We start from the raw sequence: 22,482 nt of genomic DNA on the forward strand, positions 1-22,482 counted from the left end.
GATGGATGCCGCGTGACCGATCACCCCAACCAGGTTCCCGCCGAGTACGTACCCCCTTCTGTCTGGCGCAATCCCTGGCATTTCATCGCCTTCGGCTTCGGCTCCGGTACCCTGCCCAAGGCGCCGGGCACCTGGGGTTCGCTGGTGGCGCTGCCGTTCGTGCCGCTGTGGCAGATGCTGCCGGACTGGGGCTACTGGCTGATGCTCGGAGTGACCATGCTGTTCGGCTTCTGGCTGTGCGGCAAGGTTGCCGACGACTTGCGGGTCCACGATCACGAGGGCATCGTCTGGGACGAGATGGTCGGCATGTGGATCACCCTCTGGCTGGTTCCGGAGGGCTGGGGCTGGCTACTGCTGGGCTTTCTGATGTTCCGCCTGTTCGACATCGTCAAGCCCTGGCCGATCCGCTGGATCGACCGCCACGTGCACGGCGGCGTCGGCATCATGCTCGACGACGTGATCGCCGGGGTATTCGCCTGGCTGGCCATGCAGGGGCTGGTCTGGAGCTGGGGGCGGTATGCGGCGGTGTTGGGCTTCTAGAAAGACGATGACAATGGCGACCCGGCTGTTGGCGCTGCTGCTGGGCCTGGTTGCGGCACTGGCGGCGCACGCCGAGCCCGAGCAGCCGAGCGAGGTGCGCGTGGCCAGCGAAGTCTGGGAGGACCATACCAACGCCGACGGCACCGGCCTGGCCTGGGACATCCTGCGCCTGGTGTTCGAGCCGGCCGGCGTCGCCTTGCGCAGGCAAAGCGTTCCCTACACCCGTTCCGTCGGCCTGGTCCAGCGTGGCGAGGTCGACGCCTGGGTCGGCTCCTACCTCAACGAGGTCGAAGAACGGGTGTACTACCCGCACTGGCACTATGACGCCGATCAGGTCAGCGCCCTGGGCCTGAGCGGCAGACCGGCGCCGAGCCTGGATCGCCTCGGCGACCTGCGCCTGGTATGGATGCGCGGTTACGAGTACCAGCGCTACCTGCCGAATGTGCAGCACTACCGGGAAATTCATCGGCATAGCGGTATCCTCGCCATGCTCGACTACGGCCATGCCGACTTCTATATCGATGCCCGCACCGAGGTCGAGGACGTGCTGGCCGCCGTGCCGGGCAGCGACCGCTACCAGGTAGTCGATCTGACCTCGCTGCCGCTGTACCTCGGTTTCGCCGACAATCCCAGGGGGCGTGCGCTGGCCGCGCTCTACGACCGACGCATGACGCTGCTGGTCGAGGCCGGTACCCTGCGGCCGATCTTCGAGCGTTGGCAGCAACCCTATCCCTTCGACTAGCCGGGAGACCGTTAGCCATGCATTTTCGCCACTGCCTCGTTGCCCTCTGCCTGCTGTTCGGTGCGCCGTGCTGGGCCGTCTCGCAGGTCCAGGTGGTCGGCCTGTTCCCCGGCGCCGCGGTGCTCAACGTCGACGGCCAGCGCAAGCTGGTACGGGTCGGCCAGAGCGGGCCGGGCGGGGTGCAGGTGGTCAGCGTCGACAAGCAGGGCGCGGTGCTGCGCGTCGAGGGCGTCGAGCGGGCCTACCCGCTGAGCCGCGAGTACAGTACCGGCTTCGCCGAGCCGGTGAAGAAGCGCTTGAGCATAGCCAAGGGGGTCGGCGGCCACTATTGGGTGGCCGGCTCGGTCAATGGTCAGAGCGTGCAGTTTCTGGTCGACACCGGCGCCACCTCGGTCGCTCTCAACGACGCCCACGCTCGCCGCCTGGGCATCGACTACCGGGTCAAGGGCCGGCCGTTGCAGGTCAACACGGCCAGCGGCATCGCGCGTGGCTGGCAGGTCAACCTGGATCGGGTGAAGGTCGGCGAACTGGAAGTGCTCGGCGTCGAGGCCGTGGTGCTCGAGGGCGGTGCGCCGCACGACGCCCTGCTGGGCATGAGCTTCCTCGGCCGGGTCGGCTGGCGCGAGGAGCAGGGCATGCTGGTGCTGGAGTCCAAGCTGTAGGCTCGATCAGGCGCGAGGGCGACGCTTTCGATGCTGATGATCGGCATTTCTGACTGACCCGCGGCCTGGGCCTGCTGCTACAATGCCGCCCCGTTTCGTATTCATTGCCAGGAGTATCCGGTGTCCGTCGTGTTCGTCGCCGCCTCCCAACTGCCCACGCCCTTCGGTGTGTTCACCATGCACGGTTTCCTCGACCAGGCCACCGGCAAGGAACACGTCGCCCTGACCTTCGGCGAGGTGGCCGACGGCGCGCCGGTGCTCGGGCGTCTGCACTCCGAGTGCCTGACCGGCGACGCCCTGTTCAGCCTGCGCTGCGATTGCGGCGCACAGCTGCAGGCGGCGCTGCAGGCCATCGCCCAGGAAGGTCGCGGCGTGCTGCTCTACCTGCGCCAGGAGGGCCGCGGTATCGGCCTGCTGAACAAGATCCGTGCCTACGAACTGCAGGATGGCGGCGCCGACACCGTCGAAGCCAACGAGCGCCTGGGCTTCGGCGCCGACCAGCGCGACTACGCGATCTGCCAGCCGATGCTCGAGCATCTGGGCATCAAGAGTCTCAAACTGATGACCAACAATCCGCGCAAGGTCAAGGCGCTGGGCGAGATGGGCATCAATGTGGATCATCGCGTCCCGCTGCAGATCGAGCACAACCCCTACAACAAGCGCTACCTCGCCACCAAGGCCGGCAAGCTCGGGCATATGCTGGGCAACCAGCACCAGGGCGAGGCCGAGGACAGCCTGTGACCCGCGGCCAGGTCAAGCGCCGTCTGGCGCTCGCCTGGTGGCGCCAGCTGGGCGTGGCCCTGGCACCCTTGTTCGTCTTCAACCTGCTGTTCGGCGGCGGCGCCACTACGGTGCTGAGCCTGCCGCTGTTCGTCGCCGGGCTGGCCTCGATGTTCGTCAGCCTGCCGCTGTTCGCCGCCTACAAGCGTGCGCTGATCGCCACCGACAAAGCCCTGGACAGCGACGCCGAGCCGGCCGCCTGGCTGGAGCTGGATCGCGTGCGTTTGCGCGCGCTGCTCGGCGCCGCGCTGCCGGCCTGGATCGCCGCCCTGGCGGTGCTGGCCGGGCTGGAAGCGGTGCCGCTGGTGCTGCTGGCGCTGTCGACCATCGTGCTGCACTGCCTCTACCGCATTCCCCGCCAGCTCGGCTGATGCGCACGCTGCTGCTCGCCCTGTGCCTGCTGGCGCCGCCGCTGGCGGCTGCGGAGCGGGTGATCAGCCTGGCGCCGTCGCTCAGCGAGATCATGCTCGATCTTCAGGCCGGCGATCTGCTGGTGGGCGTGCTCGAAGGCGACGAACGTCCCGCCGCGCTGGCGCACCTGCCCACCGTCGGCCGCTATGGCCAGCTGGAATTCGAAAGCCTGCTGCAGCTTTCGCCCGACCTGATCCTGACTGCTCCGGGCAGCGTGCCGCCGGCGCAGCAGGCGCAGCTGCAGCACTTCGGCATCCCCTTGCTGCTGATCGAGCCGAGTCGTCTCGAGCAACTGGCCGAGGCCTACCTCGGCATCGCCGAGCGGATTGGTCGCCCCGAGCGGGGTCAGCGCCTGGCGGCGGCGTTTCGCGCCGAGCTCGCCGTGCTGCGGCAACGCTACCGGCGCGAGCGGCCGATCGCGGTGTTCTACCAGATCTGGCACCAACCGCTGTACACCATCGGCGGCGAGCAATTGATCGGCGACGCCCTGGCGGTGTGCGGCGCGCGCAACCTGTTTGCCGACCTGCCGCAGCCGGCGCCACAGGTCGGCATCGAATCGGTGCTGGCGCGCGACCCCGAGGTGATTCTCGGCGGCAGCAACGCGGAGCTGACGCTGTGGCAGGCCTGGCCGCAGCTGCAGGCGGTGCGCCGAGGGCAGGTCTGGGCGGTGCCGGACAAGGGCCTGGAACGGCCCAGCTGGCAGATGCTCGGCGCCATCGAGCGGCTGTGCCAGCGCTTGGCGACGGTACCCTAGCTAGGGAAGTTCTGAAAAAGCCATTCATCGTCACTCCCGCGAAGGCGGGAGCCCAGGGATTACGCAGGTTGTGGATTATTCCCCTTCGGGCCAGCGCAAGCGCTGTTCAGCGACAAAGCCTGCGCGGGAATGACGGCTATTTCAGAGTTTCCCTAGCCGGAGACGCAGGACCGGGGCGCCCTAGGCCAGTTCCACGCGGTTGCGGCCCTTGCTCTTGGCCTGGTAGAGCGCATCGTCGACGCGCTTGTAGAAGGCTTCCGGCGAGTCGTCGCACAGCGGCAGGTAATCGCCCACGCCGATGCTGCAGGTGATCGACAACGACAGCGCTGGCAGCTGCAGTGGCTGCTGTTCCAGCTCGCTGCGAAAGCGTTCGGCCAGTTGCAGCGCCTGCTCCAGGCTGGTGTTCGGCATCAGTACGGCGAACTCCTCGCCGCCCAGGCGCAGCAGGACATCGCTGTCGCGGCGAAACACCTTGCGCATGCGTTCGGCGAACAGGTGCAGGCACAGATCGCCGGCGCGGTGGCCGTGGCTATCGTTGACCTGCTTGAACCAGTCGATGTCGATCAGCACCAGGGCCAGCGGGCTGTGCTGGCGGCGCACCGCGGCCAGCCAGTTGGCCAGCAGCACGTTGAACTGGTAACGGTTGCCCAGGCCGGTGAGCGCGTCGGTGCGGCTGCGCTGGTCGAGTTCCTCGCTGTGCTGGCGCAGGCGCATCTCGCGCTCCAGGCCGATGCGGTATTCGCGGTGCCAGCGGTGGAGAAACAGCATCATGTAGGCCAGGTACATCAGCAGCGCCGCCGATTCGGCGGGGGTCTCGCGCTCGTGCCAGAACTTCACCGCGGTGGCCGGCAGGTAGATCAGCAGCATGCCGACCGCGCACGGCCTGCGGCGCATCGGGAAGGTGAAGGCCATCGCGGTGGCGAACACCACCGCGGTGAGCATCACCATCAGGTGCGAGACCTGCAGTGCCTGGCTCAGCTCCACGCCGGCCAGCATCAGGCCCCAGATCAACGCCTGCAGCAGCATCAGCTGCCAGTGGCGGCGCAGCCATTGGCCCAGGTCGGCTTCGAGCTGGTGGCCGCGTGGCTCATGGGCGATGCGCAGCATGACGAACGCCAGCAGCAGCACGCCGCCTGCCAGCCACAACCAGAGGTTCTGCGTCGGCGTGCGACTGGTCAGCCACAGCAGGCACCAGGCGAGCAGGTAGTAGAAGCCGCCGAAGCGCGAGCGCGCGTGCATGTCGTTCGCCTCGCGCCACAGCTTGAAGGCGCTGCTGGACATCTTCACTTCAGGCCGCATGGCTGCGTACTCCGGGGCTTACAGCATCAGCCTAGTCGAGTGATGGCATTTGGCTAGGCTGGTCGTCACGCCTGCACCAGGCGGTCGCGGCCCTGCGCCTTGGCGCGGTACAGGGCGCGGTCGACGCGGCGGAAGAAGGCGTCGGCGTCGTCGTCCATTTCCACATCGAAGCTGCCGACGCCGAGGCTGGCGGTCAGCGGCAGCTGTCGCCCGTTCAGGTGCAGGCCGTTGTGCGCCAGATCCTGGCGAAAGCGCTCGGCCAGGGCGGCGGCCTGGATCAGGTTGGTGTTCGGCATCAGCACGCCGAACTCCTCGCCGCCGAGACGCAGCAGGGCATCGCCGTCGCGGCGGAACACCTTGCGCAGGCGTTCGGCGAACGCCTGCAGGCAGGCGTCGCCGCTGGTATGGCCGTGCTCGTCGTTGATCCGCTTGAACCAGTCGATATCCAGCAGCACCAGCGACAGCGGCTCGCCGCGGCGCTGGGCGCCGGCCACCAGGGCGGGGAACAGCGTATTGAACTGATAGCGGTTGCCCAGCTGGGTCAGGCTGTCGGTGCGACTGAGCAGATCCAGGCGCGCCTGCTGTTCCAGCAGCTTGAGTTCCATGGCGAGGGTGGCGCGGTATTCGCGATGGCTGCGGCCAAGCACCAGCAGCAGGTAGCTCAGGTAGCAGCTCAGGGTCACCAGCAGCGCCAGTTGCCGCGTCCAGTCCAGCGCCAGTACCGCCAGGCCGGGCAGGTAGAGCAGTGCGATGGCGAGCAGGGCGCGCTGCCTGCGCATGGCGAAGTTGAAGGTCATCGCCGTGCAGAAGGCGATGGTGGCGAGCGTGGCGATCAGTGCCGAGTCGGCGAATTCGGCGCGGTAGAGGATCCAGGCGTGGGCCTGGCCCCAGGCCAGTGCGGTGAGCAGCAGCAGGGCCCAGTGCTGGTCGAGCCAGCGCTGCAGTTGGACCGGGTTATCGCCAAGCTCCGCGCAGTGCAGCTGGCGTGCCAGCAGCAGCGCGGCGAACAGCGCACTACCGCCCAGGCCGCTGGCCAGCAGGGCGAGCGGGTCGGCGCTGAACAGCCAGGCCAGCAGCCAGGCCAATAGATAGTAGAAGCCACCCAGGCGGGTACGGACGCGGGTGTCCTGCACTTCGCGCCACAGGGCAAAGGCTTCGGGATGGCGCGGTACGTCGGCGTCGGTCATGTTTGTGATCACAGCAGCGGCTTGGCCGAGCATAGCGCCTTTTGCGACCACAGGGCTGTCCTTTGGCCAGTATGGGGCTGCCGCTCGTCAGGCGGGAGTGCGTTCGCTCGCTCGGCGCAGGCGATGCACAGGGCACAGGCGGAGCCTATCGGCAGGCGCGCCGCCGTCACGGCTTCGCCGCATGCCGGCAGAAGCCCTAGTCGTCCTGCTCCAGGCGCCTTAAGGCGAGGAACAGAGGTTCGCGCGCTGCCGTACGGTGTCGGGCATCGCCTGCTGCAGCGCATCCAGGCGCCACAGGCGGCGGACCGCGCTCTGGCCGATCGTGGGACTGCGTGTCCCGCTCGGCCAGCAGCGCGTGAAAGCGGGCGACGTCCGCCCCGGCCATTTCAGCGCAGCAGCAGCAAGGGGCTGCTGCTGCTCTGCAGCATATGCGTGGTGGTGCTGCCGACCAGGAACTGACGAATGCGCGAGTGGCCGTAGGCACCCATCACCAGCAGGTCGATGCCCTGCTCGGCCTGATAGGCGTGCAGGGTCGGTTCCACCTCGCCGGCGCGGATCGCCACCTGCACCTCGTGACCGCCGGCGACCAGGCGCTGCTTGGCCTGCTCCAGCTGGGCACGGGCGTCGCCGCTGTCGGCGCCGACCATCACCAGATGGATCGGCAGGCCCTGGAACAGCGGGCTGGCGGCGAGCAGGTCGACGCCCTTGTCGCAGGTGGCGCTGCCGTCGTAGGCCAGCATCAGGCTGCGTGGCGCCTGGAACTGGCCGGGCGTGACCAGGATCGGCCGGTGCAGGGTGCGGATCACGCTCTCCAGCTGGCTGCCCACCAGCTGGCTGGCGCTGTCGCTGGTCTCGCCCTGGCGACCGATCACCAGCAGGCGGATCTCGCCTTGCAGTTCGCGCAGGCTGTCGGCCAGGTCGCCGTGGCGCTGACGCAATTGCGGGTTGGTCACGCCGTCGCGCTGGGCGCGTTCCTTGGCTGCCTCCAGGGCCAGGCGGCCCTGCTCCAGCGCCAGCTTGCTGCGCCGTTCGTCGAGGTCGGCCAGCTCCCGCAGCAGCTGTTCGCGGCTGCCCAGGGCGATATTGCCGGACAGGTCGCTGCGCGGCGGGTACTGCCTGTGGTCGAGCACGTGCAGCAGGGTCAGCGGCGCGTCGAGGCGCAGGCTGGCCCAGGCGGCGTAGTCGCATACCGCCGGGGAGGACAGGGAACCGTCGATACAAGCCATTACCTGGATCATTGTCGTTCTCCTTCTCAGTGGCCCGACAGCAGGTCGGTGGCGCTGTCCTTGTCGTGCACGCCGAAGCGGTCGACGATGGTGGCGCTGGCCTGGTTCAGGCCCCGCACTTCCACTTCGGTGCCCTCGCGGCGCAGCTTGATCACCACCTTGTCCAGCGCGGCGACGGCGGTGATGTCCCAGAAGTGCGCGCGCGACAGGTCGATGCTCACCTTAGCCACCGCTTCCTTGAAATCAAAGGCAGCGACGAACTTGTCGGCGGAAGCGAAGAACACCTGGCCGACCACCTGGTAGCGGCGCTGGCGACCGTCGGCGTCGATGGCCGAGCTGATATAGAGGAAGTGGCCGATCTTGTTGGCGAAGAACATCGCCGCCAGCAGCACGCCAACGAACACGCCGTAGGCCAGGTTGTGGGTATAGACGGTCACCGCCACGGTGGCCAGCATCACCAGGTTGGTCGACAGCGGGAAGGTGCGCAGGTTGCGGATCGAGTCCCAGCTGAAGGTGCCGATCGACACCATGATCATCACCGCCACCAGCGCCGCCATGGGGATCTGGCTGACCCAGTCGGAGAGGAACACCACCATCAGCAGCAGCACGCTGCCGGCCACCAGGGTCGACAGGCGGCCGCGGCCGCCGGATTTCACGTTGATCACCGACTGGCCGATCATCGCGCAGCCGGCCATGCCGCCGAGCAGGCCGGAGGCGATATTGGCCACGCCCTGGCCCTTGCACTCGCGGTTCTTGTCGCTGTCGGTGTCGGTCAGGTCGTCGACTATGGTGGCGGTCATCATCGATTCCAGCAGGCCGACCACCGCCAGCGCCGCCGAATAGGGGAAGATGATCGCCAGGGTTTGCAGGGTCAGCGGCACGTCCGGCCAGAGGAAGATCGGCAATGTATCGGGCAGCTCGCCCATGTCGCCGACGGTGCGGATATCCAGGCCCAGATACATGGCCACGGCGGTCATCGCCAGGATGCACACCAGCGGCGAGGGGATGACCTTGCCCAGCTTCGGCACATGGGGGGACAGGTAGATGATGCCCAGGCCCGCGGCGCACATGGCGTACACATGCCAAGTCACATTCGTGAGTTCGGGTAACTGGGCCATGAAGATCAGGATCGCCAGGGCGTTGACGAAGCCGGTGACCACCGAGCGCGAGACGAAGCGCATCAGCGAGCCCAGCTTCAGGTAGCCGGCGCCGATCTGCAGCACGCCGGTGAGCAGGGTGGCGGCCAGCAGGTATTGCAGGCCGTGCTCTTTCACCAGCGTCACCATGACCAGGGCCATGGCCCCGGTGGCGGCGCTGATCATGCCCGGGCGGCCGCCGACGAAGGCGATCACCACGGCGATGCAGAACGAGGCGTAGAGGCCGACCTTGGGGTCGACCCCGGCGATGATGGAGAAGGCGATGGCCTCGGGGATCAGTGCCAGGGCCACGACCAGGCCGGCGAGCACGTCGCCGCGGATATTGAAGAACCAGGTGTTTTTCAGGCTGTGCAACATCGACGCATTCCAGGGTTGTAATCCGCCAAAGCTGGCGCAGCCGCGAGGCGGACAAGGGTTGACGACAAGGCAGAGAAAGGAGACGCGCCGGCCATTCGCAGTGGCGGATACGCGGCGGCGCGCGCGCTCAGCCGAGAGGCTGCGCGGGCATGCGAGGGGGGGGAGAACCTATGGCGGCGTAGGCAGCCAGTCGTACGCTTGAGTCAGGGGCATGGCGACCTGCCTGAGTCCGTTACCTGCAACAAGGGCGCGAAGTCTAGCACCCGCTTAGGTCATCGCCCAAATCCGCGGCCGAACCCATGCCGAATCGCCTGGTCCAACGGCAGCCTCTTGCGAGGCCGGCAAGCGCGCTCAACTGCAACAATGGGCCGACATACTGCCGTTCTTCCCACTGTCTGCGAGCGCTGAGCGATGCTGTCCGTTGCCAAGGGGGGGCTAGGAAGGCTACCTGTCATCAGCCCATGGAAATGGGCGCTGTTGTTGTCGGTGCTGCTGGCGGCCTATCAGGTACGTGCCCTGCACTTGGACGAGCGGCTGTACTTCTGGATCAAGACCAGCTGGCACGAGGAGCGCTGGGAGCACCGCAGCCTGTGGCTGCCGGAATACCGGGTGAGCATCGAGGCCAAGCCGGTGGCTGGGATGACGGACAATTTCTCCGGGCTGAGCTACGACCATGACCGTGACCAGCTCTGGGCCGTGGTCAACAACCCCGAGCAACTGCTGCGCCTGAGCCCGGACGGCGAGTTGCTCGGGCGCTACCCGCTGAGCGGTTTCGAGGACGTCGAGGGCGTCACCTACCTGGGCGATGGCCTGCTGCTGCTGGCCGAAGAGCGCCGACAGGCGCTGGTGGCGGTGCGGGTGCCGGAAACGCCCGGTCCGCTGTATCGCGAGGATACCCGGGTGCTGACCCTGGGCATCGGCCAGGGCGACAACCAGGGCTTCGAGGGGCTGGGCTACGATCGCGCCGGCGACCGCCTTTTCGTGGTCAAGGAGCACTCGCCGCGCAAGCTCTACGAAATCCGTGGATTGAAGAGCAGCCTGGCCGGCGCTTTCAACCTGGAGGTCATCGATCGCCAGGCTTGGATCGATCGGATCGCGTTCGCCACCGACCTGTCGTCCGTGCATTTCGACGAACGCACCGGGCACCTGGTGCTGCTCAGTGACGAATCCCAGTTGCTGATCGAGCTGGACGACGACGGCCGACTGGTCAGCTTCCGCTCTCTGTTCCAGGGTTTCGCCGGGCTGGCCGACGGCGTGCCGCAGGGGGAGGGGGTGACCTTCGACGACCGCGGCAATCTCTATCTGGCCAGCGAGCCCAATCTGTTCTACCGCTTCGAGCGCGACTGACTCAGCCGCGGCGCACCGGCCGGTTCTCCGCGACTGTCGGCTGCAGCCCGGCGACCTTGCCGAGGCCGACCGGCGCCTGGCGAAAACCGGCCCAGCCGAGGTGGTCGAGCAGCAGCGTCATGCCCGGCTGGCCAGCTTCAGCTGGCGCAATTGCATCGGCGAACTACGCTTGATAGCGAAATGCCCGGCAACGTACCGGGTACCAGCCCGATGCAGGAGAACCACGATGGACATGAACCGTCGACAGTTCTTCAAGGTCTGTGCCACCGGCCTTGGAGGATCGAGCCTGGCGGCTCTGGGGGTGGCGCCCCCGGAGGCCTTCGCTGACCAGGTCAGGCACTTCAAGCTGGCGAGCACCGCCGAGACGCGCAATACCTGCCCCTACTGCTCGGTCGGCTGCGGCCTGATCATGTACAGCCAGGGCAGCGGAGGCAAGAACGTCGCGCAGAACATCATCCATATCGAGGGCGACGCCGATCACCCGGTCAACCGCGGCACCCTATGCCCGAAGGGCGCCGGGCTGCTCGACTTCATCCACAGCCCGAACCGGCTCAAGTACCCCGAGGTGCGCGAGGCCGGCTCCGGCGAGTGGAAGCGCATCGACTGGGACGAGGCCCTCGAGCGCATCTGCAAGCTGATGAAGGAGGACCGCGACGCCAACTTCATCGAGCGCAACGAGCAGGGCCAGACGGTCAACCGCTGGCTGACCACGGGCTTTCTCGCCGCCTCGGCCTCCTCCAACGAGGCCGGCTACATCACCCACAAGGTGGTTCGTTCACTCGGCATACTGGCGTTCGACAACCAGGCACGTGTCTGACACGGCCCGACGGTGGCAAGTCTTGCCCCGACGTTTGGCCGCGGTGCCATGACCAACCACTGGACCGACATCAAGAATGCCGATCTGGTGCTGATCATGGGCGGCAATGCCGCCGAAGCCCATCCTTGCGGCTTCAAGTGGGTCACCGAGGCCAAGGCGCACAACCAGGCCCGGCTGATCGTGGTCGACCCGCGTTTCACCCGTTCCGCCTCGGTGGCCGACTACTACGCGCCGATCCGCACCGGCACCGACATCGCCTTCCTTGGCGGGCTGATCAACTATCTGCTGGAGAATGACAAGATCCAGCACGAATACGTGCGCAACTACACCGATGCCAGTCTGATCGTACGCGAGGAGTTCGCCTTCGACGGCGGCCTCTACAGCGGCTACGACGCGCAGAACCGGCGCTACGACAAGAGCAGCTGGGGCTACGAGCTGGGCGAGGACGGCTATGCCCTGAGCGACCCGACCCTGCAGCACCCGCGCTGCGTGTTCAACCTGTTGAAGCAGCACTACAGCCGCTACACGGCGGACCTGGTCAGCAGCATCTGCGGCACGCCCAAGCAGCAGATGCTCAAGGTCTGGGCGGAGATCGCCGAGACCTCGGCACCGGGCAAGGCCATGACCATCATGTACGCCCTCGGCTGGACCCAGCACTCGGTGGGCTCGCAGATGATCCGCACCGGCGCCATGGTGCAGCTGCTGCTGGGCAACATCGGCATGCCCGGCGGCGGCATGAACGCCCTGCGCGGCCACTCCAACATCCAGGGGCTGACCGACCTGGGCCTGCTCTCCAACCTGCTGCCCGGCTACCTGACCCTGCCCGCCGACGGCGAGCAGGACTACGCCGCCTATATCGCCAAGCGCGCGCCGCAACCGCTGCGCCCGGGGCAGCTGTCCTACTGGCAGAACTACGAGAAGTTCCACGTCAGCCTGATGAAGGCCTGGTACGGCAAGAACGCCACGGTGGAGAACGACTGGGGCTACACCTGGCTGCCGAAGCTGGACATCCCCGGCTACGACGTGCTCAAGGTGTTCGACCTGATGTACCAGGGCAAGGTCAACGGCTACTTCTGCCAGGGCTTCAACCCCATCGCCTCCTTCCCCAACAAGGCCAAGGTCGGCGCGGCGCTGGCCAAGCTCAAGTACCTGGTGGTGATGGACCCGCTGGCCACCGAGACCTCGGAGTTCTGGCGCAATGCCGGCGAATACAACGACGTCGATACCGCCAGCATCCAGACCACGGTGTTCCGTTTGCCGACCACCTGCTTCGCCGAGGAGGACGGCTCGCTGGTCAACAGCGGACGCTGGCTGCAGTGGCACTGGAAGGGCGCCGAGCCGCCCGGTCAGGCGCGCACCGACATCGCCATCATGGCCGGTATCTTCCACCGTCTGCGCGAGCTGTACCGCAAGGAAGGCGGCGCCTTCGCCGAGCCCATCCTCAACCTTGACTGGTCCTATCTGCGCCCGGACGAACCGGGTGCCGACGAGCTGGCGCGCGAGTTCAACGGCAAGGCCCTGAGCGATCTCAGCGACCCGGCCAGCGGCGCTCTGCTGCTCAAGGCCGGCGAGCAGCTGCCGGGCTTCGCCATGCTCCGAGCTGATGGCAGCACCGCCTGCGGCTGCTGGATCTTCAGCGGCAGCTGGACCGCCCAGGGCAACCAGATGGCGCGGCGCGACAACGCCGATCCCCATGGCATGGGCCAGACGCTCGGCTGGGCCTGGGCCTGGCCGGCCAACCGGCGCATCCTCTACAACCGCGCCTCGGCGGACGTCTCCGGCAAGCCCTGGGACGACAGGAAGAAGCGCCTGGTGTGGTGGAACGGCAAGGCCTGGGGCGGCACCGACGTGCCCGACTTCAAGGCCGACTCGCCGCCCGAGGCTGGCATGAACCCGTTCATCATGAACCCCGAAGGGGTGGCGCGCCTGTTCGCCCTCGATCGCATGGTCGAGGGGCCGTTCCCCGAGCACTACGAGCCGTTCGAGACGCCCATCGGCCGCAACCCCCTGCACCCGGACAACCCGCAGGCGGTGAGCAACCCGGCGGCGAGGGTGTTCCAGAACGACATGGAGCTGTTCGGCACGGCGGCCGAGTTCCCCTACGCCGCCACCACCTACCGGCTCACCGAGCACTTCCACTTCTGGACCAAGCACTGCCGGCTCAACGCGATCACCCAGCCGGAACAGTTCGTCGAGATCGACGAGGTGCTCGCCGGCCAGCTCGGCATCGTCGCCGGGGATAGGGTCAAGGTGTCGTCCAACCGCGGTTACATCAAGGCCGTTGCGGTGGTGACCAAGCGCCTGAAGCCGCTGACGGTGGACGGCAAGACCGTGCACCAGGTAGGCATCCCGCTGCACTGGGGCTTCTCCGGCGTGGCGCGCAACGGCTACCTGACCAACACCCTGACCCCCTTCGTCGGCGACGGCAACACGCAGACGCCGGAGTTCAAGTCGTTCCTGGTGAACGTGGAGAAGGTGTGACATGGCCACTCAAGACATCATCGCCCGTTCCGCCACCACCACGCCGATGCCCTCGGTGCGCCAGACCGACCAGGTCGCCAAGCTCATCGACGTCTCCCAGTGCATCGGCTGCAAGGCCTGCCAGGTCGCCTGCTCGGAATGGAACGAGCTGCGCGACGAGGTCGGCCAGAACCACGGCACCTACGACAACCCGGCCGACCTCACGGCCGACTCCTGGACGCTGATGCGCTTCTCCGAGCACGAGGACGAGAGCGGCAAGCTCGAATGGCTGATCCGCAAGGACGGCTGCATGCATTGCGCCGAGCCGGGCTGCCTGGCGGCCTGCCCCAGCCCCGGGGCGATCGTGCAGTACGCCAACGGCATCGTCGACTTCAACCAGGACAAGTGCATCGGCTGCGGCTACTGCATCACCGGCTGCCCGTTCGACATCCCGCGCATCTCGCAGAAGGACCACAAGGCCTACAAGTGCAGCCTGTGTTCGGACCGGGTGGCGGTCGGCATGGAGCCGGCCTGCGTGAAAACCTGCCCGACCGGCGCCATCCACTTCGGCACCAAGGAGGACATGCAGGAGCACGCCGCCGAACGCATCGCCGACCTCAAGTCGCGCGGCTACGACAAGGCCGGCCTGTACGACCCCGAAGGCGTCGGCGGCACCCACGTGATGTACGTGCTGCACCATGCCGACCGGCCCGCGCTGTACGCCGGCCTGCCGGAGGCGCCGGTGATCAGCCCGCTGGTCAACCTGTGGAAGGGCGTGAGCAAGCCGCTGGGGCTGCTGGGCATGGGCGCGGTGGCGCTGTTCGGTTTCTTCCATTACCTGCGCGTGGGGCGCAACCGGGTCGAGGAGGACGAGGCGGCGCCGGCCGATCCGGCGGTGCACGAGGTGGACCCCGCGGTCCACCGCTTCGATCCCAAGGATCCGCGCTGAGCGGGAGGCAAGCATGAAACGAGATATCCAGCGCTACACCGCGGGCGAACGCAGCAACCACTGGCTGGTGGCGATCCTCTTCGTCTTCGCCGCGCTGTCCGGCCTGGCGCTGTTCCACCCGGCGCTGTTCTGGCTCAGCGAGCTGTTCGGCGGCGGCGTATGGACGCGCATCCTGCACCCCTTCCTTGGCGTCGCCATGTTCCTGTTGTTCCTCTGGCTGGTACTGCGCTTTGCCCGCCACAACCTGCTCGACAAGGGCGACGGCCAGTGGCTGCGGCAGTGGCGCGACGTGGTCGGCAACCGCGAGGAACGGCTGCCGCCGGTGGGGCGCTACAACGCCGGGCAGAAGCTGCTGTTCTGGGTGCTGCTGCTGTGCATGCTGGTGCTGCTGGGCAGCGGCATCCTGATGTGGCGCGAGTACTTCGGTCCGCTGTTCGGCATCGAGTCGATCCGCCTGGCCTCGCTGCTGCACGCCTTCGCCGCCTGGGTGCTGATCGTCTGCATCATCGTTCACATCTACGCCGGCTTCTGGGTCAAGGGCTCGGTCGGCGCCATGCTCAGCGGCTGGGTCAGCCGTGGCTGGGCGCGCAAGCACCACGGCGCCTGGTACAAGCAGGTAAGCAAGGACAGCGGCAAGCATTGAGGCCGCGCGCGCCATAGCCCGGATGGAATCCGGGACTGGTTCGGCGAGTTCGCGAATGGTTGCAGCATGAACGCTCCAGCGCAGCGCGCTAGCGCGTAGGAGCCCCGCCCCGGGGCGAAGCTTTAGGGCTGCGTGTCGATCCGGCCGCCTTCGCCGCGGGGCGCGGCTCCTACAAAAGTGTGTGGGCCGCGCGACCTGTGCTCGGGATGAAACCCGGGAACTGTGGCCAACTCGCTTTGGATGGCTTCCGGGCTATGCAGGCGTATTCAGCGTGGACCGGGCCTTCCAGCTAACGCCAAGCCTGCCCACCAATACCCCTGTACGGCATACCCCGCCAACCTGGTCTAGGCTCAAAGCCAGCCAAGGTTGCGGCAGCGGACCCGCCTGCAGCCAAAACGGGAGCGATCCCTAAGGAGTCCTGCGTGTCAGGCCAGATTCTCGAGCCGGGGCAGATCGAAGCCGCGGCCAATATCCCGCCCTTTCTCCACCTGCCCGAACGCGACCTGTTCGACCGCCGCGCCGCGCGCCTGCGCCATCTGGCGCCGAACCATCCGCTGGCCGCCTACCTGCTGCTGATGGCCGAGCTGTGCGAGGCCCAGCAGCGCGTACTCGATGCGCCGCCAGACCTGCCCGGGCCATCGGCCGACGCCCTGGCGCGCAGCCTGGAACACCGCATGCCGCCGCTGGGCTTCGACGCCCTGGTGCGCGGCGACGCCTGGCTGCCCGCGCTGGATGCGCTGCTGGCGAGCTTCCAGCCTGGCGGCAATCTCTCGGCGCAAGCGGCGCTGGCCGGCCTGAAGGAGGCCGACGCCGGCCAGCGCAAGGCCTGGGCCATCGCCCTGCTCAATGGTCAGTTCGACCTGCTGCCCGCCGCGCTGGCGCCCTTTCTCGGCGCGGCGCTGCAGGTGGCCTTCAGTCACTGGCTGCTGGCGCTGCCGGCCGAGCGCCTGGTAGAAACCGCCAGCCAGACCCTGTGCCCGGCCTGCGGCTCGCCGCCGGTGGCCGGCATGGTCCGTCAGCGCGGCAAGCACGCCGGGCTGCGCTACCTGAGCTGCTCGCTGTGCGCCTGCGAGTGGCACTACGTGCGGGTCAAGTGCAGCCACTGCGAATCGTCCAAGCACCTCGCCTACCTGTCGCTCGAGCGCGAGGGCCTGGCGGCCGAGCAAGCGGCGATCCGCGCCGAGACCTGCCCGAGCTGCCAGGGATACCTCAAGCTGTTCTATCTGGAACACGACAGCCAGGCCGACGCCGTCGCCGACGATCTGGCCAGCCTCGATCTGGACCTGCGCCTGAGCGAGGAGGGCCACCTGCGCCGCGCGCCGAACCTGCTGCTCGCCCCCGGTGCTGGCGACTGAGGGGAGCGAAGATGAACGCCGCCCGTCTGCCCTCCATCGATCGCCTGCTGCGCTGCGACAGCGTCGCGCCGCTGCAACGGCGTTACGGCCGCGAGGCCCTGCTCGGCACCCTGCGCGATCTGCTCGACGAGCTGCGCGAACCGGCCCGCAGTGGCCAGCTCGCCGCCGTGGAGCTGAGCGAGGCGGTGCTCGCCGGTCGCGCCGGCGAGCGTCTGGCCGCCCGCCACGCCAGCCGCGTGCGCCGGGTGTTCAACCTCACCGGCACCGTGCTGCACACCAACCTCGGTCGCGCGCTGCTGCCCGAGGAAGCCATCGACGCCATGGTTCTCGCCGCGCGCCATCCGCTCAACCTGGAATTCGACCTGGCCAGCGGCAAGCGCGGCGACCGCGACGACCTGATCAGCGACCTGATCCGCGAGCTGACCGGCGCCGAGGCGGTCACCGTGGTCAACAACAACGCCGCCGCCGTGCTGCTGGCGCTCAACAGCCTGGGCGCGCGCAAGGAGGGCATCATCTCCCGCGGCGAGCTGATCGAGATCGGCGGCGCCTTCCGCATCCCCGACATCATGGCCCGCGCCGGGGTCAGGCTGGTGGAGGTGGGCACCACCAACCGCACCCACGCCAAGGACTACCAGGCCGCCATCGGCCCGCGCTCGGGCCTGCTGATGCGCGTGCACACCAGCAACTACAGCGTGCAGGGCTTCACCGCCAGCGTCGCCACCCGCGAGCTGGCGGCCATCGCCCACGCCCACGGCCTGCCGCTGCTGGAAGACCTCGGCAGCGGCAGCCTGATCGACCTCAGCCGCTGGGGCCTGCCCAAGGAGCCCACGGTGCAGGAGGCGCTGCGCGACGGCGCCGATATCGTCACCTTCAGCGGCGACAAGCTGCTCGGCGGCCCGCAGGCCGGCATCATCCTCGGCAGCGCCGAGCTGATCGGGCGGATCAAGAAGAACCCGCTCAAGCGCGCCCTGCGCGTGGACAAGCTGACCCTCGCCGCGCTGGAGGCGGTGCTCGGCCTGTACCGCGACCCGGATCGCCTCGGCGAGCGCCTCACCAGCCTGCGCCTGCTCAGCCGCCCGCAGGCGGACATTCGTGCCCAGGCCGAGCGGGTCGCCCCGCTGCTCGCCGCCAGCCTGGGCGAGCGCTGGCAGCTAAGCGTGGAAAGCGCCCTGGGCATGATCGGCAGCGGCGCGCAGCCGGTCGCGCGCCTGCCCAGCGCCGCGCTATGCATCCGCCCACAGACCTCCAAGCGTCTGCGCGGCCGGGCGCTGCGTGAGCTGGAAGGGCAGTTGCGCGAGCTGCCGATCCCGGTGATCGGCCGCGTCGACGACGACGCCCTGTGGCTCGACCTGCGCCAGCTCGACGACGAGGCGGCCTTCGTCACGCAGCTGGCGCCTCTGCGCGAGGCCCTGGCGTGATCATCGGCACCGCCGGCCATATCGACCACGGCAAGACCGCGCTGCTGCACGTGCTGACCGGCCAGCTGGGCGATCGCCGCCCGGACGAGCGTGCCCGTGGCATCACCATCGACCTCGGTTACCTCTATGCCGACCTGGGCGACGGCCGGCTCACCGGCTTTATCGACATGCCCGGCCACGAGCGCTTCGTTCACAACATGCTCGCCGGCGCCTGCGGCATCGACCTGTTGCTGCTGGTGGTGGCCGCCGACGACGGGGTGATGCCGCAGACCCGCGAGCACCTGGCCATCGCCGAACTGCTGGGCATTCGCCAGGCGCTGGTGGCCCTGACCAAGATCGACCGGGTGGACGCCGAGCGCCTGCAGCAGGTGCGCGAGCAGGTCGAAGCCCTGCTCGCCCCCGGACCGCTGGCCGGCGCCGAACTGCTGGCGGTGGACAGCCTCGGCGGGCAGGGCATCGACGCGTTGCGCCAGCGCCTGCTGGCGATCTCGGCGGCGCACCAGACGCGCAGCATTCAGGGCCATTTCCGCCTGCCCATCGACCGCGCCTTCAGCGTCGAGGGCGCCGGCGTGGTGGTCACCGGCACCGCCTTCGCCGGGCGCGTGGCGCTGGGCGACGAACTGCTGCTCAGCCCCTCCGGTCGCCGCGTGCGGGTACGCGGCCTGCATGCGCAGAACCGCCAGGCCGAGAGCGCGGTGGCCGGCCAGCGGGTGGCGCTGAATCTGGCCGGCGAGCGCCTGGCCGTGCAGCAGCTGCATCGCGGCGACTGGCTGCTGGCGCCGCCGCTGCTGGCGCCCAGCACCCGGCTGGATATCGAACTGCAACTGCTGAATTCGGAAACCCGCGCCCTGGCGCACTGGACGCCGGTGCATGTGCATTTGGCCGCGCAGGACGTCATCGGCCGCATCGCCCTGCTCGACACCAGCAGCCTGGCACCCGGTGAGCGCTGTCTGGCGCAGTTGCTGCTCAACGCACCGGTCCATGCCGTGCACGGCGACGCGCTGGTGCTGCGCGACCAGTCGGCGCAGCGCACCCTCGGCGGCGGCCGCGTGCTCGACCCCTTCGCCCCGGCCCGTGGCCGCCGTGCGCCGCCGCGCCTGGTGCAGCTGCAGGCCCTGCGCGGCGCCAGCCTGGAACAGGCGCTGCCGACGCTGCTGCAGGCCGCCGATAACGGCCTTGACCCCGCTCTGCTGGAGCGCCAGTTCAATCGCCTGCGCGAGAGCTGGGTGCTGCCCGCTGGCCTGTGCGAACTGCCGACCCGCCAAGGCACGCGGCTATTCGATGCCGCCCGCCTGCAGACGCTGCGCGACAGGCTGGTGGAAGGATTGCAGCGTTTCCATCAGGAGTCCCCGGACGAACTCGGCCCCGACCGCGACCGCCTGCGCCGCTATGCGTTGAGCGAGCTGGAGCGGCCGGTCTTTATCGCCCTGCTGGAAGGGGCATTGGCCGCCGGCCGCATCGCTGCCAGCGGCCCCTGGCTGCACCTACCAGATCACCGCGTGCAACTGGGCCCGGACGACGAGGCCCTGCGCGAACGCCTCTGGCCGCTGCTGCTCGCAGGCGGCTTCGACCCGCCCTGGGTGCGCGAGCTGGCCGGCGCCGTGCAACAGGACGAAGCCGCCGTGCGGTTGCTGCTGCGCAAACTGGCGCGCCTGGGCCTGCTGCACCAGGTGGTCAAGGACCTGTTCTACCCCGAAGCCACCCTGCTGACCCTGGCCCGCCACGCCCTCGACCTGATGCAGCAGCACGGCAGCCTGCGCGTAATCGACTGGCGCGACCGCCTCGGCATCGGCCGCAAGCGCAGCATCCAGCTGCTGGAATACTTCGACCGCATCGGCTTTACCCGCCGCCTGGCCAACGAGCGCCGCATCCGCGACGACTCGGCGCTGGCGATTCAGCTGATGGGCAACAGGCAAGAGGAGGAGGCCGTGACCGTGGGGTGCGATTGACGACCAACGGTAGCGATGGGCTACCCTGCGCAAGCACCGCAACGGCTGCCGCGCTCTGAGCAGCCGCCGAACAAGGAAGGCAATCACGCCCGGTGGCGTGGCCGGGCTTCAAACCCGGTGGGGGACGGCATCCGTTCCTGGGTGAGTTCGACTCTCACTGCCTTCCGCCACTTTTGCGTAAACAAGCTTCATGTCCTGTGCAGCCAAGCAGGTATATCCCTGGCCTCATGAAGCACACGCCAAACGTCAATATGCGCCTCTTGCTCAACATAAAACACAAGATAGGGGTAACGCTGAAGCGGCCAGGAACGCAGGCCCGGTAGGTCTAGTTCATGGGCATGGCGAGTCGAGCCAGAGGCAGGATGACGGCTGATCTGCTTATACGCCCGTTCCAGGGCGTCAATGAAACCTAGGGCGGCGTTTTCGGCCTGCTCTTCCAGGTAGTAGGCAATGGCGCTGTCTACATCTCGGTTTGCCAGCTCGCGTGGGATGACCTGCTTTTGCTTCATCCTCGAGCGCTGCGCACACGTCCACGGAGTGATTCGAAGTAGTCGGCATCGGCTGGGGCGGCTGGAGCGGATGCAGCGCCGGCAAGCAGTAGGTCACGGAAGTGCTGGCGATCCCGATCCTTGCGAATCAATTCGCGGATGTATTCGCTACTGGTGCCGTAGCCGCGCTGGTTCACTTGCTCATCGACGAAGCTTTTGAGAGCGTCCGGCAGGGATATGTTCATGGTGCTCATTGGACGTGCCTCTTTGCCAAATTTTGCCAAGAATCCTAGCACCGCTTTGACCATTGGTGTCGACATCACTGTGCCGAGTTGAGCCGAAACGAGCAGGTGAAGAGGGCGGAAAGCCCGGGTTTGACACCTACTGAGCCGCTACTAGAAAGGGGGCGACGCTCACTGCCTTCCGCCATTTCGATGCAGGTATGTCTCGCGCTGCCTAATCCCCCAACACCTGCACCCCGTCCCCCTGAGGATCGAACCTGTCCCGCACCATCCGCTCGACGAAGGCCTGCACCGCCGCCTCGCCACTCAGCAGCTGCGCCTTCGCCTCTGCCAGATCATCCGGCAACAGCCGCACCAGCCAGCCGCTGCCGTAGCAGTCCTGGTTGATCAACGCCGGACGGCGAACCACTTCGGGGTTACTGGCCAGCAGGGTGCCCGTCAGCGGGCTGCGGGCGGAGGAGGCGGCCTTGGCGAATTCCACCACGCCGAAGCTGCGCTCGCGTTCGATGCGCTGGCCGTCGCGCTTGGGGGTGAAGGCGAAGATCTGGCCGTACAGCGCGCAGCCGTAGGCGGTCAGGCCGAGGGTGAGGCTGCCGTCCGCTTCCTCGCGCAGCCACAGGTTGTGCTCCGGGGCGTAGAGCAGGTCGGCAGGGAAGGACAGGCCGTGCAGGTCCATGGCGATTCCTCAGAGTGTCAGCACGCGGTCGTATTCCAGGATCATCTGCGCCAGTTCGCCGCCGCTGGCGATTTCGTCCAGTTCGGGGATCAGCGCGCTTTCGTCGATATCGATGCCCGGCGCGCGGCACATCAGCAGGCGGGCACCGGCCTGTTTGGCCTGCTGGATAAAGTGGCGGATCGGCTCGCCCTGCTCGCTGGCGCGCAGGCTGTCGGCCACGCTCTGGCGGGCCAGTTGCGCCGCCTCGCCGCTCAAGAACAGGGTCACCTCGGCGTCCATGCAGGCGAGCAGGGTCGCGGTGTGAAAGGGCGCGGCGCAGCGGGCCGGGGTACTCGGGCCGCTGCTGACGATGATCAGTACCCGGCGCGCCTCGTTCATAGCGGTTTCTCCATCTGCACCAGGGCGACCCGGCCGCCGTCCGGGCCGCGGCGTTCGACGATGCCGGTGGTGCGGTAGCCCAGGCGGCTATAGAGCAGCAGGCCGCCGGCATTGGCGTTGAAGCAGGAGACCTTCATCAGCGGCGCCTTGTAGTGCTGGTGGGCGAGCGCCTCCATTTCCGCGATCAGGCGCTGTGCCACGCCCTGGCCGCGCGCCCAGGGTGCCACCATGACGTTGCCCAGGGCGCAGTACTCGCCGTGCTGCCATTGGTAGAAGTTGGCGAAGCCGGCGACCCGGCCGTCCAGGCAGACCACGGTGCTGTCGCGGCGCTCGGCCATGGCCGCGGCCAGTTGGCCGACGCTCAGCGGCCAGTTGGCCTTGGGGTAGCAGTAGAACAGCTCGTCGGGGGTCTGCGGGAAGCCCACCACCTCGGCGAGGTCGGCGGCCTGGGCCGGGCGGGCGGTGAGGCTGGATATCGAGGGCATGGCGGGTCCAGTCAGGGAAGTACATGCCGAGACTAGTGCGCCGTCTGGCAATAATCCATTGCCGCGGCGCCTGGTCATAGGGTGTCGCTGGGCCGCCTAGGCCGTGCGCACCACCGGGGAATCGGAGGCGTGGTGCGCGCGGCGCACCCTACCCGCGCAT

General features: G+C 67.9%; 22 protein-coding genes and 1 tRNA gene. 14 read left to right on the forward strand and 9 right to left on the reverse strand.

All coding sequences use genetic code 11. The features are described from left to right. Positions 1-12: 12 nt before the first annotated feature. The 6 genes from ACUTAF_RS00430 to ACUTAF_RS00455 all read left to right on the forward strand — a co-directional run bounded on the left by ACUTAF_RS00430 (position 13) and on the right by ACUTAF_RS00455 (position 3,889). Positions 13-540 carry a phosphatidylglycerophosphatase A family protein gene (locus ACUTAF_RS00430; RefSeq protein ID WP_445578130.1) on the forward strand — a complete coding sequence of 176 codons (528 nt, stop codon included), beginning with the start codon at positions 13-15 and terminating at the stop codon, positions 538-540. A gap of 13 nt (positions 541-553) precedes the next feature. Beyond that, positions 554-1,282: a substrate-binding periplasmic protein gene (locus tag ACUTAF_RS00435; protein WP_445578131.1), complete on the forward strand. Its 729-nt coding sequence runs from the start codon at positions 554-556 to the stop codon at positions 1,280-1,282. 17 nt (positions 1,283-1,299) lie between these two features. Continuing rightward, a complete protein-coding gene (locus ACUTAF_RS00440; protein ID WP_445578132.1) occupies positions 1,300-1,944 on the forward strand; it encodes a retropepsin-like aspartic protease family protein in 645 nt (214 codons plus the stop codon). Between the two features lie 120 nt (positions 1,945-2,064). After that, a complete protein-coding gene (ribA, locus tag ACUTAF_RS00445) occupies positions 2,065-2,685 on the forward strand; it encodes a GTP cyclohydrolase II (RefSeq protein ID WP_445578133.1) in 621 nt (206 codons plus the stop codon). Then, positions 2,682-3,095, forward strand: coding sequence for an MFS transporter (locus tag ACUTAF_RS00450; RefSeq protein ID WP_445578134.1), 414 nt, complete (start codon positions 2,682-2,684; stop codon positions 3,093-3,095). The genes ribA and ACUTAF_RS00450 overlap by 4 nt, the downstream gene beginning before the upstream one ends. Beyond that, positions 3,095-3,889, forward strand: a complete 795-nt coding sequence (locus ACUTAF_RS00455; protein WP_445578135.1) for a cobalamin-binding protein — start codon at positions 3,095-3,097, stop codon at positions 3,887-3,889. Before ACUTAF_RS00450 ends, ACUTAF_RS00455 begins: the two co-directional genes overlap by 1 nt. Before the next feature lie 180 nt (positions 3,890-4,069). Here ACUTAF_RS00455 and ACUTAF_RS00460 read toward each other — a convergent pair whose 3' ends face one another. The 4 genes from ACUTAF_RS00460 to ACUTAF_RS00475 form a co-directional block, all read right to left on the reverse strand. Then, positions 4,070-5,188: a diguanylate cyclase gene (locus ACUTAF_RS00460; RefSeq protein ID WP_445578136.1), complete on the reverse strand. Its 1,119-nt coding sequence runs from the start codon at positions 5,186-5,188 to the stop codon at positions 4,070-4,072. 65 nt (positions 5,189-5,253) lie between these two features. Then, positions 5,254-6,375: a GGDEF domain-containing protein gene (locus tag ACUTAF_RS00465; RefSeq protein ID WP_445578137.1), complete on the reverse strand. Its 1,122-nt coding sequence runs from the start codon at positions 6,373-6,375 to the stop codon at positions 5,254-5,256. A gap of 386 nt (positions 6,376-6,761) precedes the next feature. Beyond that, positions 6,762-7,613 carry a universal stress protein gene (locus tag ACUTAF_RS00470; protein WP_445578138.1) on the reverse strand — a complete coding sequence of 284 codons (852 nt, stop codon included), beginning with the start codon at positions 7,611-7,613 and terminating at the stop codon, positions 6,762-6,764. Positions 7,614-7,627: 14 nt separating this feature from the next. After that, the gene (locus tag ACUTAF_RS00475; protein WP_445578139.1) at positions 7,628-9,115 is read right to left on the reverse strand and encodes a SulP family inorganic anion transporter; all 1,488 of its coding nucleotides are present in this window, start codon (positions 9,113-9,115) and stop codon (positions 7,628-7,630) included. A gap of 411 nt (positions 9,116-9,526) precedes the next feature. Between ACUTAF_RS00475 and ACUTAF_RS00480 the strand changes: the two genes are divergently transcribed. The 8 genes from ACUTAF_RS00480 to ACUTAF_RS00515 all read left to right on the forward strand — a co-directional run bounded on the left by ACUTAF_RS00480 (position 9,527) and on the right by ACUTAF_RS00515 (position 20,223). Beyond that, positions 9,527-10,462 carry an SdiA-regulated domain-containing protein gene (locus ACUTAF_RS00480; protein WP_445578140.1) on the forward strand — a complete coding sequence of 312 codons (936 nt, stop codon included), beginning with the start codon at positions 9,527-9,529 and terminating at the stop codon, positions 10,460-10,462. A 226-nt stretch (positions 10,463-10,688) separates the two neighbouring features. After that, a complete protein-coding gene (fdnG, locus tag ACUTAF_RS00485) occupies positions 10,689-13,760 on the forward strand; it encodes a formate dehydrogenase-N subunit alpha (RefSeq protein ID WP_445578141.1) in 3,072 nt (1,023 codons plus the stop codon). Between the two features lies 1 nt (position 13,761). Beyond that, a complete protein-coding gene (gene fdxH / locus ACUTAF_RS00490; protein ID WP_445578142.1) occupies positions 13,762-14,688 on the forward strand; it encodes a formate dehydrogenase subunit beta in 927 nt (308 codons plus the stop codon). A gap of 13 nt (positions 14,689-14,701) precedes the next feature. Beyond that, positions 14,702-15,331: a formate dehydrogenase subunit gamma gene (locus tag ACUTAF_RS00495; RefSeq protein WP_445578143.1), complete on the forward strand. Its 630-nt coding sequence runs from the start codon at positions 14,702-14,704 to the stop codon at positions 15,329-15,331. A 422-nt stretch (positions 15,332-15,753) separates the two neighbouring features. Then, positions 15,754-16,686, forward strand: coding sequence for a formate dehydrogenase accessory protein FdhE (fdhE, locus tag ACUTAF_RS00500; RefSeq protein WP_445578144.1), 933 nt, complete (start codon positions 15,754-15,756; stop codon positions 16,684-16,686). A gap of 11 nt (positions 16,687-16,697) precedes the next feature. Continuing rightward, positions 16,698-18,104, forward strand: a complete 1,407-nt coding sequence (gene selA / locus ACUTAF_RS00505) for an L-seryl-tRNA(Sec) selenium transferase (protein WP_445578145.1) — start codon at positions 16,698-16,700, stop codon at positions 18,102-18,104. Further along, complete coding sequence (gene selB, locus ACUTAF_RS00510) at positions 18,101-20,053, forward strand: selenocysteine-specific translation elongation factor (RefSeq protein WP_445578146.1); 1,953 nt, start codon at positions 18,101-18,103, stop codon at positions 20,051-20,053. Before selA ends, selB begins: the two co-directional genes overlap by 4 nt. Before the next feature lie 74 nt (positions 20,054-20,127). Next, positions 20,128-20,223, forward strand: a tRNA-Sec gene (locus ACUTAF_RS00515). An 18-nt stretch (positions 20,224-20,241) separates the two neighbouring features. Here the strand turns inward: ACUTAF_RS00515 and ACUTAF_RS00520 are convergent. From ACUTAF_RS00520 to ACUTAF_RS00540, 5 genes are all read right to left on the reverse strand, one after another. After that, positions 20,242-20,562, reverse strand: a complete 321-nt coding sequence (locus tag ACUTAF_RS00520) for a type II toxin-antitoxin system RelE/ParE family toxin (RefSeq protein ID WP_445578147.1) — start codon at positions 20,560-20,562, stop codon at positions 20,242-20,244. Further along, on the reverse strand, positions 20,559-20,795 hold the full coding sequence (locus tag ACUTAF_RS00525; protein ID WP_445578148.1) for a type II toxin-antitoxin system ParD family antitoxin: 237 nt from the start codon (positions 20,793-20,795) through the stop codon (positions 20,559-20,561). Before ACUTAF_RS00525 ends, ACUTAF_RS00520 begins: the two co-directional genes overlap by 4 nt. A 202-nt stretch (positions 20,796-20,997) precedes the next feature. Beyond that, the gene (locus ACUTAF_RS00530; RefSeq protein ID WP_445578149.1) at positions 20,998-21,459 is read right to left on the reverse strand and encodes a glycine cleavage system protein H; all 462 of its coding nucleotides are present in this window, start codon (positions 21,457-21,459) and stop codon (positions 20,998-21,000) included. Positions 21,460-21,468: 9 nt separating this feature from the next. After that, positions 21,469-21,837, reverse strand: coding sequence for a DsrE family protein (locus ACUTAF_RS00535; protein ID WP_445578150.1), 369 nt, complete (start codon positions 21,835-21,837; stop codon positions 21,469-21,471). Then, positions 21,834-22,322, reverse strand: a complete 489-nt coding sequence (locus ACUTAF_RS00540; RefSeq protein WP_445578151.1) for a GNAT family N-acetyltransferase — start codon at positions 22,320-22,322, stop codon at positions 21,834-21,836. Before ACUTAF_RS00540 ends, ACUTAF_RS00535 begins: the two co-directional genes overlap by 4 nt. Between the last annotated feature and the right edge of the window lie 160 nt (positions 22,323-22,482).

The organism is Pseudomonas sp. SP16.1 (assembly GCF_052682975.1).

Bases quoted from the DNA above. Each gene is read 5' to 3' on its own strand.
- ACUTAF_RS00440 (WP_445578132.1), top strand. From the start codon at position 1,300: ATGCATTTTCGCCACTGCCTCGTTGCCCTCTGCCTGCTGTTCGGTGCG.
- ACUTAF_RS00530 (WP_445578149.1), bottom strand. From the start codon at position 21,459: ATGGACCTGCACGGCCTGTCCTTCCCTGCCGACCTGCTCTACGCCCCG.
- ACUTAF_RS00460 (WP_445578136.1), bottom strand. From the start codon at position 5,188: ATGCGGCCTGAAGTGAAGATGTCCAGCAGCGCCTTCAAGCTGTGGCGC.
- ACUTAF_RS00465 (WP_445578137.1), bottom strand. From the start codon at position 6,375: ATGACCGACGCCGACGTACCGCGCCATCCCGAAGCCTTTGCCCTGTGG.
- ACUTAF_RS00535 (WP_445578150.1), bottom strand. From the start codon at position 21,837: ATGAACGAGGCGCGCCGGGTACTGATCATCGTCAGCAGCGGCCCGAGT.
- ACUTAF_RS00540 (WP_445578151.1), bottom strand. From the start codon at position 22,322: ATGCCCTCGATATCCAGCCTCACCGCCCGCCCGGCCCAGGCCGCCGAC.
- ACUTAF_RS00470 (WP_445578138.1), bottom strand. From the start codon at position 7,613: ATGATCCAGGTAATGGCTTGTATCGACGGTTCCCTGTCCTCCCCGGCG.
- selA (WP_445578145.1), top strand. From the start codon at position 16,698: ATGAACGCCGCCCGTCTGCCCTCCATCGATCGCCTGCTGCGCTGCGAC.
- ACUTAF_RS00525 (WP_445578148.1), bottom strand. From the start codon at position 20,795: ATGAGCACCATGAACATATCCCTGCCGGACGCTCTCAAAAGCTTCGTC.
- ACUTAF_RS00520 (WP_445578147.1), bottom strand. From the start codon at position 20,562: ATGAAGCAAAAGCAGGTCATCCCACGCGAGCTGGCAAACCGAGATGTA.
- ACUTAF_RS00475 (WP_445578139.1), bottom strand. From the start codon at position 9,115: ATGTTGCACAGCCTGAAAAACACCTGGTTCTTCAATATCCGCGGCGAC.
- ACUTAF_RS00435 (WP_445578131.1), top strand. From the start codon at position 554: ATGGCGACCCGGCTGTTGGCGCTGCTGCTGGGCCTGGTTGCGGCACTG.
- fdxH (WP_445578142.1), top strand. From the start codon at position 13,762: ATGGCCACTCAAGACATCATCGCCCGTTCCGCCACCACCACGCCGATG.
- ACUTAF_RS00480 (WP_445578140.1), top strand. From the start codon at position 9,527: ATGCTGTCCGTTGCCAAGGGGGGGCTAGGAAGGCTACCTGTCATCAGC.
- ACUTAF_RS00495 (WP_445578143.1), top strand. From the start codon at position 14,702: ATGAAACGAGATATCCAGCGCTACACCGCGGGCGAACGCAGCAACCAC.
- ACUTAF_RS00455 (WP_445578135.1), top strand. From the start codon at position 3,095: ATGCGCACGCTGCTGCTCGCCCTGTGCCTGCTGGCGCCGCCGCTGGCG.